14 protein-coding genes, 2 pseudogenes and 1 riboswitch are annotated in these 13,194 nt (G+C 41.1%); of the genes and pseudogenes, 15 read left to right on the forward strand and 1 reads right to left on the reverse strand.

Features of this window, described 5'->3' with window-relative positions; genetic code table 11:
• The first annotated feature begins 541 nt into the window (after nucleotides 1-541).
• The 5 genes from metK to PHA78_RS02915 all read left to right on the forward strand — a co-directional run bounded on the left by metK (nucleotide 542) and on the right by PHA78_RS02915 (nucleotide 5,626).
• Nucleotides 542-1,741 carry a methionine adenosyltransferase gene (gene metK, locus PHA78_RS02895; RefSeq protein ID WP_024380069.1) on the forward strand — a complete coding sequence of 400 codons (1,200 nt, stop codon included), beginning with the start codon at nucleotides 542-544 and terminating at the stop codon, nucleotides 1,739-1,741.
• A gap of 130 nt (nucleotides 1,742-1,871) precedes the next feature.
• The gene (locus tag PHA78_RS02900; RefSeq protein ID WP_024376732.1) at nucleotides 1,872-3,131 is read left to right on the forward strand and encodes a UDP-N-acetylglucosamine 1-carboxyvinyltransferase; all 1,260 of its coding nucleotides are present in this window, start codon (nucleotides 1,872-1,874) and stop codon (nucleotides 3,129-3,131) included.
• Between the two features lie 94 nt (nucleotides 3,132-3,225).
• Entirely contained in the window at nucleotides 3,226-3,798 is a 573-nt protein-coding gene (locus PHA78_RS02905; protein WP_099876325.1) for a GNAT family N-acetyltransferase, read from the forward strand.
• Nucleotides 3,795-4,655: a methionyl aminopeptidase gene (locus PHA78_RS02910; RefSeq protein ID WP_105101166.1), complete on the forward strand. Its 861-nt coding sequence runs from the start codon at nucleotides 3,795-3,797 to the stop codon at nucleotides 4,653-4,655. Before PHA78_RS02905 ends, PHA78_RS02910 begins: the two co-directional genes overlap by 4 nt.
• Before the next feature lie 47 nt (nucleotides 4,656-4,702).
• Nucleotides 4,703-5,626, forward strand: coding sequence for a YihY/virulence factor BrkB family protein (locus tag PHA78_RS02915; RefSeq protein WP_029997739.1), 924 nt, complete (start codon nucleotides 4,703-4,705; stop codon nucleotides 5,624-5,626).
• 46 nt (nucleotides 5,627-5,672) lie between these two features.
• Here PHA78_RS02915 and PHA78_RS02920 read toward each other — a convergent pair whose 3' ends face one another.
• On the reverse strand, nucleotides 5,673-6,110 hold the full coding sequence (locus PHA78_RS02920) for a GtrA family protein (protein WP_272158429.1): 438 nt from the start codon (nucleotides 6,108-6,110) through the stop codon (nucleotides 5,673-5,675).
• A gap of 28 nt (nucleotides 6,111-6,138) precedes the next feature.
• Nucleotides 6,139-6,241: riboswitch (PreQ1 riboswitch) on the forward strand.
• On the opposite strand from PHA78_RS02920, the gene PHA78_RS02925 reads away from it, so the two are divergent.
• From PHA78_RS02925 to PHA78_RS02970, 10 genes and pseudogenes are all read left to right on the forward strand, one after another.
• Nucleotides 6,239-6,754 carry a QueT transporter family protein gene (locus PHA78_RS02925; protein WP_024378937.1) on the forward strand — a complete coding sequence of 172 codons (516 nt, stop codon included), beginning with the start codon at nucleotides 6,239-6,241 and terminating at the stop codon, nucleotides 6,752-6,754. (Overlaps the previous riboswitch by 3 nt.)
• A gap of 115 nt (nucleotides 6,755-6,869) precedes the next feature.
• Nucleotides 6,870-7,712, forward strand: coding sequence for an aldo/keto reductase (locus tag PHA78_RS02930; RefSeq protein WP_024378936.1), 843 nt, complete (start codon nucleotides 6,870-6,872; stop codon nucleotides 7,710-7,712).
• A gap of 81 nt (nucleotides 7,713-7,793) precedes the next feature.
• Nucleotides 7,794-9,950: a Tex family protein gene (locus PHA78_RS02935; RefSeq protein WP_099807265.1), complete on the forward strand. Its 2,157-nt coding sequence runs from the start codon at nucleotides 7,794-7,796 to the stop codon at nucleotides 9,948-9,950.
• Nucleotides 9,937-10,401, forward strand: a complete 465-nt coding sequence (locus tag PHA78_RS02940) for a SprT family protein (RefSeq protein WP_099807264.1) — start codon at nucleotides 9,937-9,939, stop codon at nucleotides 10,399-10,401. The genes PHA78_RS02935 and PHA78_RS02940 overlap by 14 nt, the downstream gene beginning before the upstream one ends.
• A 51-nt stretch (nucleotides 10,402-10,452) precedes the next feature.
• Nucleotides 10,453-10,575 (forward strand): annotated as a pseudogene (locus tag PHA78_RS02945) (peptide-binding protein); the annotation flags it as partial.
• A 68-nt stretch (nucleotides 10,576-10,643) separates the two neighbouring features.
• On the forward strand, nucleotides 10,644-10,727 hold the full coding sequence (locus PHA78_RS02950) for a 23S rRNA methyltransferase attenuation leader peptide (RefSeq protein WP_032498436.1): 84 nt from the start codon (nucleotides 10,644-10,646) through the stop codon (nucleotides 10,725-10,727).
• A gap of 124 nt (nucleotides 10,728-10,851) precedes the next feature.
• On the forward strand, nucleotides 10,852-11,589 hold the full coding sequence (gene erm(B), locus PHA78_RS02955; RefSeq protein ID WP_002321849.1) for a 23S rRNA (adenine(2058)-N(6))-methyltransferase Erm(B): 738 nt from the start codon (nucleotides 10,852-10,854) through the stop codon (nucleotides 11,587-11,589).
• Between the two features lie 169 nt (nucleotides 11,590-11,758).
• Nucleotides 11,759-12,019, forward strand: a pseudogene (locus PHA78_RS02960) (topoisomerase DNA-binding C4 zinc finger domain-containing protein); the annotation flags it as partial.
• 105 nt (nucleotides 12,020-12,124) lie between these two features.
• Nucleotides 12,125-12,886: a hypothetical protein gene (locus PHA78_RS02965; protein WP_029187463.1), complete on the forward strand. Its 762-nt coding sequence runs from the start codon at nucleotides 12,125-12,127 to the stop codon at nucleotides 12,884-12,886.
• A complete protein-coding gene (locus PHA78_RS02970; protein WP_002936774.1) occupies nucleotides 12,876-13,148 on the forward strand; it encodes a PspC domain-containing protein in 273 nt (90 codons plus the stop codon). Before PHA78_RS02965 ends, PHA78_RS02970 begins: the two co-directional genes overlap by 11 nt.
• Nucleotides 13,149-13,194 lie beyond the last annotated feature (46 nt).

Consider the following 13,194-nt stretch of genomic DNA (forward strand, 5'->3'; position numbering starts at 1 on the left):
ACAGTCTATCCCCAGACTGTTTCACTCCCACCCCCGCATAGCTCCAACAGTCCACTGGACTGTTAAACCCAATCAACCACTGCGCTGAGATGTTGACACGAACTCTGAGTAGTGGTCCTGGGCTTTTTGCCCAGCCTCCTCTTTATTTTTAAGAAAAATACTAGGATAGTCACCTAATATATGCTATACTAGAAACGTTATTAAGTCCCGAAAAGGTAGTTTATAGACTAGTTAATATTTGCAGAAACACTTGAAACACAATTAAAGAAACTGGTAATATTGAATAGTAAGCGTAAAAACTTTACTACACTTCAGTCACTATTTTCTTCAAATAAGGCTGATTTCATACAGTTTGGTATTGTCTTTCTCGTTGGGTATCTGGAAATTTTCCCTTGCTCAAGACAGGTGTCTTTCGCAAATAGGATTTCCCTTTGCTTAAGACAGTTGTCTTTTACAAAGAACTAGTCTTCGACTAGTTCTTTGTAACCTTAGTAACCCGCTAGGTTTCTAGCATATATTCTATTTTAAGGGGGACATTTTTATGTCAGAACGTAAGTTGTTTACGTCTGAATCTGTTTCGGAGGGGCATCCGGATAAGATTGCAGACCAGATTTCAGATGCCATTTTGGATGCTATTTTAGCAGAAGATCCAGATGCGCACGTAGCGGCGGAGACGGCTGTTTATACAGGCAGTGTTCATGTCTTTGGTGAAATTTCCACCACTGCCTATGTGGATATTAACCGTGTGGTACGTGATACGATTGCGGAGATTGGCTATACAAAAGGTGAGTATGGTTTTTCAGCTGAGTCGGTTGGGGTTCATCCGTCACTTGTAGAGCAATCGCCAGATATTGCCCAAGGTGTCAATGAAGCCTTGGAAACTCGTCAAGATGCTAGTCAAGATCCATTGGATTTGATTGGTGCAGGTGATCAGGGGCTCATGTTTGGTTTTGCAGTAGATGAAACACCTGAGCTTATGCCCTTGCCAATTTCACTTAGTCACAAATTGGTGCGTCGTTTGGCCGAGTTGAGAAAATCTGGTGAAATTGCTTATCTCCGTCCAGATGCTAAGTCACAGGTAACAGTTGAATACGATGAAGACAATCAACCCGTTCGTGTGGATACGGTCGTTATTTCGACCCAGCATGATCCAGAAGTTAGCCAGGAGCAAATTCGTCAGGATGTCATTGAACGTGTGATCAAGGAAATCATTCCAGCTCATTATCTGGATGACCAAACCAACTACTTTATCAACCCAACTGGTCGCTTTGTCATTGGTGGACCTCAAGGGGACTCTGGTTTGACAGGTCGTAAGATTATTGTGGATACCTATGGTGGTTATTCTCGTCATGGTGGCGGTGCTTTCTCTGGTAAGGATGCGACCAAAGTGGACCGTTCTGCATCTTATGCGGCACGTTACATCGCTAAAAATATCGTAGCAGCTGGTTTGGCTAAAAAGGCGGAAGTTCAATTGGCCTATGCTATCGGTGTTGCTCAACCAGTTTCAGTTCGCATTGATACCTTTGGTACGAGTACAGTAGCAGAAAGTAAATTGGAAGCAGCAGTTCGTCAAATTTTTGATTTGCGCCCAGCTGGTATTATTCAAATGTTAGATCTCAAACGTCCAATTTATAAACAAACTGCAGCCTATGGTCACATGGGACGTACGGATATTGACTTGCCATGGGAACGCTTGGACAAAGTAGATGCTTTACAAGCAGTACTACAAAAGATCAACTAGGAATATTTTCAAAACAGGAGACAGACTTGCCTCCTGTTTTTTTATATATCAAATAACTAGCATTTTACCACCCATTGTGGTAAAATGAAACGTATGCCTTTTTAGGCAAACTAAGAAAGTGAATGTTAGTATGAGAAAAATTGTAATTAATGGTGGAAAAACACTGAAAGGGTCGGTTACCGTTAGTGGTGCCAAAAACTCAGTTGTTGCTCTTATTCCGGCCATTATTCTTGCAGATGGGATTGTTACTCTGGACGGAGTACCTGCAATCTCGGATGTAGATAGCTTAGTTGATATTATGGAAACAATGGGCGCGACGGTCAAGCGTGATGGTGAAACACTCGAAATTGACCCTCGTGGTGTAAAAGACATGCCTATGCCATTTGGCAAAATTAATAGCTTGCGTGCATCCTACTATTTTTACGGTTCCCTCCTTGGTCGCTTTGGTCAAGCTGTTGTTGGCTTGCCAGGTGGTTGTGATTTGGGTCCGCGTCCAATTGATTTGCACTTGAAAGCATTCGCAGCCATGGGTGCGAAAACAACCTATGAAGGTGAATATATGCGCTTGGCAACTAATGGTCAGCGTATTCAAGGGGCACATATCTTCATGGATGTTGTAAGCGTCGGTGCGACAATTAATACTATCTTAGCAGCTGTCAAAGCAGAAGGCCGTACAGTTATTGAAAATGCGGCGCGTGAACCTGAAATTATTGATGTGGCAACTTTGCTTAATAATATGGGGGCACGTATCCGTGGTGCGGGTACAGATATTATCACCATTGAAGGCGTAGACAGTCTAAAAGGAACACGTCATCAAGTGATTCCAGATCGTATTGAAGCAGGGACTTATATTGCCCTTGCTGCTGCTGTTGGTGAGGGTATTCGTATCGATAATGTCCTTTATGAACACTTAGAGAGTTACATCGCTAAGTTGGAAGAAATGGGTGTTCGCATGACTATTTCTGAAGATAGTATTTTTGTTGAAAAGCAAGAAACATTAAAGGCAGTGAATATCAAAACTTCACCTTATCCAGGTTTTGCGACAGACTTGCAGCAACCCATTACACCTTTACTGCTTAAGGCAGAAGGGACTGGTACGATTGTTGATACGATTTATGAAAAACGTGTTGGTCATGTGCAGGAGCTTGCAAATCTTGGAGCAAAAATCTCTACTCGTAACAACCATATTGCCTTTGAAGGTCCAAATCAACTGACTGGTACATCTGTTAAAGCTACTGATTTGCGTGCGGGAGCCGCAATGGTTATCGCTGGTTTAATGGCTCAAGGGCGTACAGAAATTACAAACATTGAGTTTATTCTGCGTGGTTACTCAAATATTGTTGATAAGCTGACAGAATTAGGTGCAGATATTCAATTGATTGAGGATTAGAGAGTCTAATTGAGAACTACTTTCTCAAAACGTAATCGATTTAAAAACAAAACAATCTGGGGCTGGGAGTAATTCTCAGCCCCTTGGGTACACTATGACACTTTGGACAAGACTAGCGAAGTTTGCTTACTTTGAAACGGACCGTTTGTATTTACGACCATTTTCTTTTGAAGATGGAGAAAGTTTCTATGAAATTGTATCAAATCCCGAAAATCTTCCGTTTATCTTTCCAGCTTTGGAGGACAGAAATATTGCTTTTTCGACAATGGTTGAAAAATTTATGCGTTCACCATTGGGAAACTGGGCCTTAGTTGATAAGTATTCGGAGAGGATGATTGGTGCGCTTTGTTTTGAAAAGGTAGATGAACGTCAACTTTCTGCGGAGCTCAGCTATTTCCTAAAAAAAGACCACTGGAGAAGAGGCTTAATGACGGAAGCAGTGAGGACTTTAGTCTATCTAGCTTTTTATGAGTTTGGTCTGAGGGAGCTGGTTATCGTCACTCATGAGGAAAATGTGGCCAGTCAGATGGTGGCAAAAAAAGCTGGTTTGGTACAGGTTGCGCAGTATCGCGGAAGTGACCGCTATAGCCATAAAACAAGAAATTATCTAAAATTTAGCTTGAAGAGGGCTGAATTTAGTTTAGAAATATATGAGGAGAATGAATGATTACTATTAAATCACAACGAGAAATTGATGCCATGAACCGAGCTGGCGATGTGCTAGCAGGTATTCATATTGGTTTACGCGACATCATCAAACCAGGCGTTGACATGTGGGAAGTGGAAGAATATGTTCGTAAAACTTGTAAGGAGAAAAATGTTTTACCCCTTCAAATTGGTGTTGATGGTGAGTTGATGGATTATCCTTATGCAACTTGCTGCGGGCTAAACGATGAAGTAGCCCATGCCTTTCCACGTCACTACAAGCTTAAAGAAGGTGATTTGCTGAAAGTCGATATGGTTCTTAGTGAACCCTTGGACAAGTCTGTTATTGATGTGTCTAAGCTAAACTTCAATGATGTTAAGGCTATGAAGAAAATCACTCAAACCTATCGTGGTGGTTGTGCAGACTCTTGTTGGGCCTATGCAGTCGGTCAGGTGTCTGAAGAAGTACAAAAATTGATGGACGTAACCAAGGAATGTTTGTATCGTGGTATTGAGCAAGCAGTTGTTGGCAATCGTATCGGCGATATTGGTGCAGCTATTCAAGAATATGCTGAGGGTCTTGGTTATGGCGTTGTTCGTGACTTGGTGGGTCACGGCGTGGGACCAACCTTCCACGAAGAGCCGATGGTTCCTCACTACGGGACAAAGGGCCGTGGACTTCGCTTGCGTGAAGGAATGGTCTTGACTATCGAGCCAATGATTAACACTGGTACCTGGGAAATTGACACGGATATGAAGACAGGTTGGGCTCATAAGACACTTGATGGTGGTTTGTCTTGTCAATACGAACACCAATTTGTCATCACCAAAGATGGTCCGGTTATTTTGACCAGTCAAGGTGAAGAAGGGACCTATTAATTCTCGGTGTGGTCGTGAATAATAGATGAATGAGGAAGGAGGAGAGAATGAGGAAAACCAGAATAGTTGAAGGTTTGAAAACATTCTGCTCAACCTTCTTTTCTTTTTATCGTTCTGCTGATAGCGATGTAACAAGTGTTGCAGTAGCTTACTATTTGTTAATTTCTATTTTCCCTATTCTTCTAACTCTCGCGAATTTACTGCCATATTATCCATTTGATGTGGATATGATTTTATCGGTTGTAGCTGAATTTGTGCCAGACAAGCTCTATCCTTCGGTTTCATCTTTTATCACTTCTGTATTAACAAAGCCGTCGTCATCATGGTTAGGGATTTCAATTCTGACAACTCTTTGGACCCTGTCACGTAGTATGACTATTTTGCAGAAGGCCTTTAATAAGGCTTATGGCATCAATGAACACCGTGATTTTATTATTGGGCACTTGATTGGCATATTTTTAGGAATTGGTCTGCAGGTAATTATCCTCTTAAGTATTACGCTTTTGACTTTCGGGCAGGCAGTTTTTTCTTATATTAATAAGCTGGTTCCTATTGAAGACGCCTGGCTGAAGGGACTTCTTAGTCAAACACAGTTAGTAGGTTTAATGGCTCTGTTTGCCGCCTTGGTTATGCTTTATTTCTTTTTGCCAAATGTTCGGATAAAAAAAGTTCGATATGTTTTTCCAGGAACGTTGTTTGTTCTGTTGACGATGACTTCTATTGGAAAGTTATTTTCGATTTATGTTGATAATTATGCTAATAAGTTGCTGGATTTTAGAATAGTAACAGCTGTCGTCTTTCTTGTTTTTATGCTTTGGTTCATTTTTATGGCTCAAGTACTCATCATTGGTGCAATGATTAATGCTACGGTTCAAAGTATGCAGGTAGAAGAGTTTCATGCTAGAGATGGGGATATTGTTTCTATCTTGAATAGGCTAAAGGCAAGATTTACAGCGATAGATAAAGAATGAAGCAGGAAAATCAAGCTATATATAAAAATGAGGTTCCGTTGGAGCCTCATTTCGTATTTTTAAAGATAAAGAGTTTGCTCAAGAAATAGTTGACCACAATGACCAAGACTTGTGAGAAAAGTGTGGAAATGGCGTTGACAAGTGTTAAATCATGGTTGACAAACTGCCCAATCAATTGTGGGTAGGCTTGTACTAATAAATAGGCTAGAGCCATATCCATGACCAAGGTCGCGATGCGGGCAGATACAAACTTGCCCAATCGCTGAGGCCAACCCTCTCTGGCTTGTTTGAAAACGAAACGGTCGTTGGTCCAAAAGGCAAAGAGGATAGCTACAGCATTGGCTAAAAGAGTTACTAGTAGAATGGATGGGATGAACAGAAATAGTCCCATTCGAGTGACCATATAGACAAGGGTTGCTGCCACACCTGCAATCAAATAGAGAATAACTTCGTTATTGATGAGTTGATAAAATAGTTTTTTCATAGGACTAGTCTATCATTTTTAGCAAAAATATGCTATACTAATCAACGTTGTTGACAAATTCAATGACCCTTGGGGCTTGCTCACTTTACCCAAGCATATTTTAAGCTTTTTTGCTAAAGGAGAATTTTATGAATACATCTAAATGGACTGCCAGAGATATGGCAGAAATTGCTCTTGTTGCGGCGATTTATGTCGCTCTTACCTTGACACCGCCATTGAATGCTATTTCTTTCGGTGCTGTTCAGTTTCGTTTGTCTGAAATGCTCAATTTCTTGGCTTTTTATAATCGTAAGTATATTATCGCTGTGACCCTTGGTTGCATGATTTCCAACTTGATTGGTTTTGGTGTCATTGACCTTTTTGTGGGTGGATTCTCGACATTAATTTTCGTTACGTTGGGAGTTATTCTGTTTGAAAAATACAAGAAGGACTATCTATTCGGTGGATTATTTAACAAGGCTTTCTTTTATTTCTCATTCTTTTTTGCGGCAACTATGTTTACCATTGCTTTAGAATTAAAAGTCTTATATGATTTACCATTCTTTCTAACTTGGTTGACAACAGCAGCAGGAGAATTGCTTTCTCTATTAGTTGGAGCTGTTGTTATCGATAAACTATCCAAGAAAATAAATTTTGAAAAGTAAGTATACAATAAATGTGAGCAGACACTTTCGGGTGTCTTTTATTTTTAGGTCGCATTATTTTGTATTGATTGACAATTTAGTTTATACTGGGGATAGAAGAAATAGGAGGTCTTTTATGACAAGATATACGTTTTCAAATGGTGTAACTGTTCCTAAAATTGGTTTTGGAACTTGGCAGATACCTGATGGTGAAGTGGCGTACGGTGCGGTTTCTTATGCATTGGAAGCTGGTTATCGCCATATTGATACTGCTCAAATTTATGGCAATGAAGCTAGTGTTGGTCGGGCTATAGCTGATAGTGGCCTAGCTCGTGAGGACATTTTTTTAACAACTAAGGTTTGGAATGATAAGATTGGCTATGAAGATACCCTTGCTTCAGTAGAAGAATCCATGCAAAAACTTCAGGTGGATTATCTGGATTTGTTACTGATCCATTGGCCAAATCCAAAGGCTAGTCGCGACAGCATTGGCTGGAAGGAACGCAATGCCCAGGTTTGGAAGGCATTAGAAGAGCTCTATCGTGCTGGAAAAGTGAAAGTAATTGGAGTTTCTAACTTTATGGAACACCATCTAGAAGCTTTGCTGGAAACAGCTGAGATTATCCCGATGGCTAATCAGATTATGCTGGCCCCAGGAACTCCTCAGTCAGAATTAGTGGCCTACTGCAAAGCCAAAGGGATTCTCTTGGAGGCCTATAGCCCATTTGGTACAGGAAGCCTTTTCCAAAGCCAAGAAGCAGCCGATTTGGCTAAAGAAGCTGGTTGTAGTGTTGCCCAGTTAGCATTGGCTTGGTCTTTAGATAAAGGCTTTCTCCCTCTCCCGAAATCAACTAGTCCAGAAAATATTAAGGCGAATTTGGAAATTGATGGCTTGGCTATTAGTCCGACAGCAGTTGCAAAGTTGGATAAACTAGAAGGAGTGAAAGGTCGCCTTGACCCGGATCAGGCTGAATTTTAATTAGCTATTGAGAGCATGTAGTTTATCTACGTGCCTTTTCTATTGAGTCATTTGTACCGCTTTCATGTTATAATAGTAGCTATGGAAGAAAAATATTTGAAAATTGCTCAGGAATTGGGCGTTAGTTTAAAACAGATTGATACGGTTCTCTCTTTGACGGCTGAAGGCAATACCATTCCCTTTATCGCTCGTTATCGAAAGGACGTGACTGGGAATTTAGATGAAGTTGTCATCAAGTCTATCATTGATCGGGATAAGGCCTTGTCTGCTCTGGCAGAACGCAAAGCGACTGTCCTTGCCAAGATTGAAGAACAGGGCAAGTTGACAGACCAGCTCCGTCAGGCTATCGAGGAAGCGGAAAAGTTGGCAGATGTGGAAGAACTCTACCTGCCTTATAAGGAAAAACGTCGGACCAAGGCAACGGTGGCGCGTGAGGCTGGACTGTTCCCGCTGGCTCGTCTAATTTTGCAGAATGTGGCTGACTTGGAAGAACAGGCTACTAGTTTCATCTGTGAAGGTTTTGATACTGCTCAGGCTTGTTTGGCTGGTGCTGTGGATATTTTGGTCGAAGCTATCTCAGAAGACAATAAGCTTCGGGCCTGGGTTTACCATGAAGTACAAACCAATTCAAGCCTGACTTCAGAGCTAAAAGATCAAGAAGCAGATGAAAAAGAAGTCTTTCAGATTTATTATGATTTCTCTGAGAAAGTAGCAAAAATGCAGGGTTATAAGACCTTGGCCATCAATCGTGGTGAGAAATTAGGCGTTCTCAAGGTTTCTTTTGAACACAATGTGGATAAAATGGTTCGTTTCTTTGAGCTACGTTTTCCACAGTCTAATAGCTATATCAAGGATGTGATCCAGCAGGCTATTAAGAAGAAAATTCTACCTGCCATGGAGCGTCGTATCCGGACAGAATTGACGGAAGAAGCAGAAGAAGGAGCTATCCAGCTCTTCTCTAAAAACCTACGAAATCTGCTCCTTGTATCTCCTCTAAAAGGCAAGGTTGTCCTTGGTTTTGACCCTGCCTTTCGAACAGGGGCTAAGCTAGCAGTGGTAGACCAGACTGGAAAACTCTTGACAACCCAGGTCATCTATCCTGTGGAGCCGGCTGGTCAGCGACAAATTGCTCAGGCCAAGAAAGACTTGGCAGACCTGATCGGGCAATACCAAGTGGAAATCATTGCTATCGGAAATGGAACGGCCAGCCGTGAATCGGAGGCTTTCGTCGCTGATTTGCTCAAGGACTTCCCTGATGTTTCTTACGTCATCGTCAATGAAAGCGGAGCCTCTGTCTACTCAGCTTCTGAACTGGCTCGATATGAGTTCCCAGACCTCCCTGTGGAAAAACGCTCTGCCATTTCCATCGCCCGCCGTCTGCAAGACCCTTTGGCTGAGTTGGTCAAAATCGATCCCAAGTCGATCGGTGTCGGCCAGTACCAGCACGATGTCAACCAGAAGTCTCTGTCTGAAAGTCTGGATTTTGTGGTCGATACGGTGGTCAACCAGGTCGGTGTCAATGTCAATACGGCCAGTCCTGCCCTTTTGGCTCACGTGGCTGGTCTTAACAAGACCATCTCGGAGAACATCGTCAAGTACCGCGAGGAAAATGGTGCCCTGACCTCTCGTCAGCAACTCAAAAAGGTGCCTCGTCTGGGTGACAAGGCCTTTGAGCAGGCAGCTGGTTTCTTGCGGATTCCTGATGCGACTAACTTTTTGGACAATACTGGCGTGCACCCCGAGTCTTACAAGGCTGTGGAAAACCTGTTAGAACTTCTAGCTATTGACCACTTAGATGAGGCTGCGCAGGAAAAATTAAAGCAGGTGGCTATCGCGGATACGGCAGAAAGAATCGGTGTCGGTCAAGAAACCTTGAAGGACATCATCGCAGACTTGCTTAAACCTGGTCGTGATTTACGGGATGACTTTGAAGCACCAGTCCTTCGTCAAGATGTCTTGGATGTCAAGGACCTGGTAGTCGGACAGGAATTGCAAGGTACGGTCCGCAATATTGTGGACTTTGGAGCCTTTGTGGATATCGGTGTCCATGAGGATGGTCTGGTCCACATTTCACGCATGGTCAAGCGCAAACGGGATAAGAATGGACGCCAACAAGCCTTGCCTCATCCAAGCGAAGTCCTTGCTGTTGGTGAAATCGTAACCGTATGGGTGGTTGAAGTGGACATCAAACGCAATCGTATCGGTCTTAGCCTCTTGAAACCAAATGGATCTGAATAAGTATGTGCAAGAAGTCTCCCTGCAAGACTTCGGTAAGGAATTTCGGCATGTAGCAATCTGGAACAGGCGATTACGCTCAACGGGTGGTCGCTTTTTTCCAAGGGATGGGCATTTGGATTTCAATCCCAAGCACTTGGAGGAGCAAGGCTTAGAAGTCTTTAGGAAGATTGTACGCCATGAGCTTTGCCATTACCATCTCTACTTTGAGAAGAAAGGCTATCGGCACGGAGACAGGGATTTCAAGGAATTGTTGGCTGCGGTGGACGGCCTGCGCTACGCTCCCAAACTGGAACAAACTGCCAAGCCGAGTTTGATTTACAGATGTCAGTCCTGTGGACAAGTCTACCAGCGCAAGCGCCGCATTGACCTAAAAAAATACCGATGTGGGATGTGTAGGGGTAAACTTACTTTATATATTAATCACAAATCACTTATCACAAATCACTTGTGATTTGTGATTGTTGATGATAAAATAAGAATAAGAAGAAATAGAAAGAAGTGAGTGATTGTGGGAAATTTAGGCGCACAAAAAGAAAAACGAAATGATACACCAATCAGTGCAAAAAAAGATATAATGGGAGATAAGACGGTTCGTGTTCGTGCTGACTTGCACCATATCATAAAATTTTGTATAATAGGAATTGAAGTTAAATTAGATGCTAAAAATTTGTAATTAAGAAGGAGGGATTCGTCATGTTGGTATTCAAAATGCGTAATGTAGATAAAACATCTACTGTTTTGAAACAGACTAAAAACAGTGATTACACAGATAAATAAATACGTTAGATTAATTCCTACCAGTGACTAATCTTATGACTTTTTAAACAGATAACTAAAATTACAAACAAATCATTTAACTTCTGTATTTATTTACAGATGTAATCACTTCAGGAGTGATTACATGAACAAAAATATAAAATATTCTCAAAACTTTTTAACGAGTGAAAAAGTACTCAACCAAATAATAAAACAATTGAATTTAAAAGAAACCGATACCGTTTACGAAATTGGAACAGGTAAAGGGCATTTAACGACGAAACTGGCTAAAATAAGTAAACAGGTAACGTCTATTGAATTAGACAGTCATCTATTCAACTTATCGTCAGAAAAATTAAAACTGAACACTCGTGTCACTTTAATTCACCAAGATATTCTACAGTTTCAATTCCCTAACAAACAGAGGTATAAAATTGTTGGGAATATTCCTTACCATTTAAGCACACAAATTATTAAAAAAGTGGTTTTTGAAAGCCATGCGTCTGACATCTATCTGATTGTTGAAGAAGGATTCTACAAGCGTACCTTGGATATTCACCGAACACTAGGGTTGCTCTTGCACACTCAAGTCTCGATTCAGCAATTGCTTAAGCTGCCAGCGGAATGCTTTCATCCTAAACCAAAAGTAAACAGTGTCTTAATAAAACTTACCCGCCATACCACAGATGTTCCAGATAAATATTGGAAGCTATATACGTACTTTGTTTCAAAATGGGTCAATCGAGAATATCGTCAACTGTTTACTAAAAATCAGTTTCATCAAGCAATGAAACACGCCAAAGTAAACAATTTAAGTACCGTTACTTATGAGCAAGTATTGTCTATTTTTAATAGTTATCTATTATTTAACGGGAGGAAATAATTCTATGAGTCGCTTTTGTAAATTTGGAAAGTTACACGTTACTAAAGGGAATGTAGATAAATTATTAGGTATACTACTGACAGCTTCCAAGGAGCTAAAGAGGTCCCTAGCGCCTACGGGGAATTTGTATCGATAAGGGGTACAAATTCCCACTAAGCGCTCGGGACCCCTTGTAGGAAAATGTCCTAAGTGTGGCAACAATATTGTATTAAAAAAATCGTTTTATGGTTGTTCAAATTATCCTGAATGTACCTTCACTTTAGCTGAACATTTTAGAAAGAAAAAACTCACCAAAACAAATGTAAAAGAATTACTAGAGGGAAAAGAAACCCTGGTAAAAGGAATCAAAACGAAAGATAGAAAGTCCTACAATGCCGTTGTAAAAATCGGAGAAAAGGGATATATTGATTTTATATCTTTCTCAAAATAAACATAAAAGCCCTTTAAAGAGGGCTTGAAAGAATAGATAATCAGCCTTCGGGCTGATTTTTTTGTGGAGAAATGTGATATACTAGAGTAGAATTGAGGTGAGCCTATGGCGAAAAAGAGAGAAGAACGCTTAATTGAGTTATATGAAAAAGGTGTCTTGACCAAGGAAGAGGCGCGTGCCTGTTTCAAGGAAATGAATCAGGAGCCTGACTTTCTTTTCGTGGAAGAAAAAGAAAAATTGAATTTTTCCTTGCCAATTTTTAAAGTATTTGCCTCATCTAAGTTGAAGCAAGCCTATACATTTGAAGGGATAGAGTCGCTATTTCTAAAACTTTCTGAGGGACGTCTAACTTTGGCTAAGTCTAAAAATAATCAGATTAGTGTGGAGATTTGCTACAATCAGGATGCACCTGAAGATAGACTTCCACATCTTTATGTAGAAAAAAAATGCCTCTATTTCAGCAGTAGCTTGGCCTGTCGTTTGACAATCAACTTGCCTCAGGAATGGATGTCAGTGCTGGATTTGGAACTTGGTCAGGCAGATGCTCGCTTGGATTACTTACCATTTGAAGATATTTCTATCCGCAGTTCAAGGGATAAAAAACAACAGGATATTCGCTTGACGACTTGCGGTGGTTATCCCCAACACTTGTATGTGCAACTAGCTCAGGCTCCCTTGACTTTACAAACTGGCAAAGGCCAGGGAATTCGGGGGCAGATAGAGTCACCATCTGGTCAGGTTTTGGTCAACCGAAAAAAGAAAGCCAGTCCCTACCAGTTTGAAAAATCTGGCAATGATTTACTTTTCTTGAAGGTACAAACAGGTCAAGGAGGCTTTTACGTGAAAGGAATAAAAGATGTCAATTGAATTGTATAAAGTAAGGCAGGGGAAGATAGTATCAGGGGTTCTTGCCGGCATAGCGCATAAATTGGGCTGGGAATCCTGGGTAACACGCGCGATATTTATTGCAGGTCTCCTCTTAGGCAAATCCTTCCTCCTTCTGATTGCTCTCTATATTGCAGCAGCTTATTTTTTACCTTATAAGGAAGATAGAGACGCGGAACGCTATGGAACAGGTCCACGTAAGATAAAAGAAGCGGAAAAGATAAATAAGTCTTGGTTTGAATAATACAAAAAAACTTGAGTTAAAAGGCTCAAGTTTTTTGTATGCTTAT

The organism is Streptococcus sp. HN38 (assembly GCF_028335765.1).
GTDB lineage: Bacteria > Bacillota > Bacilli > Lactobacillales > Streptococcaceae > Streptococcus > Streptococcus suis_P.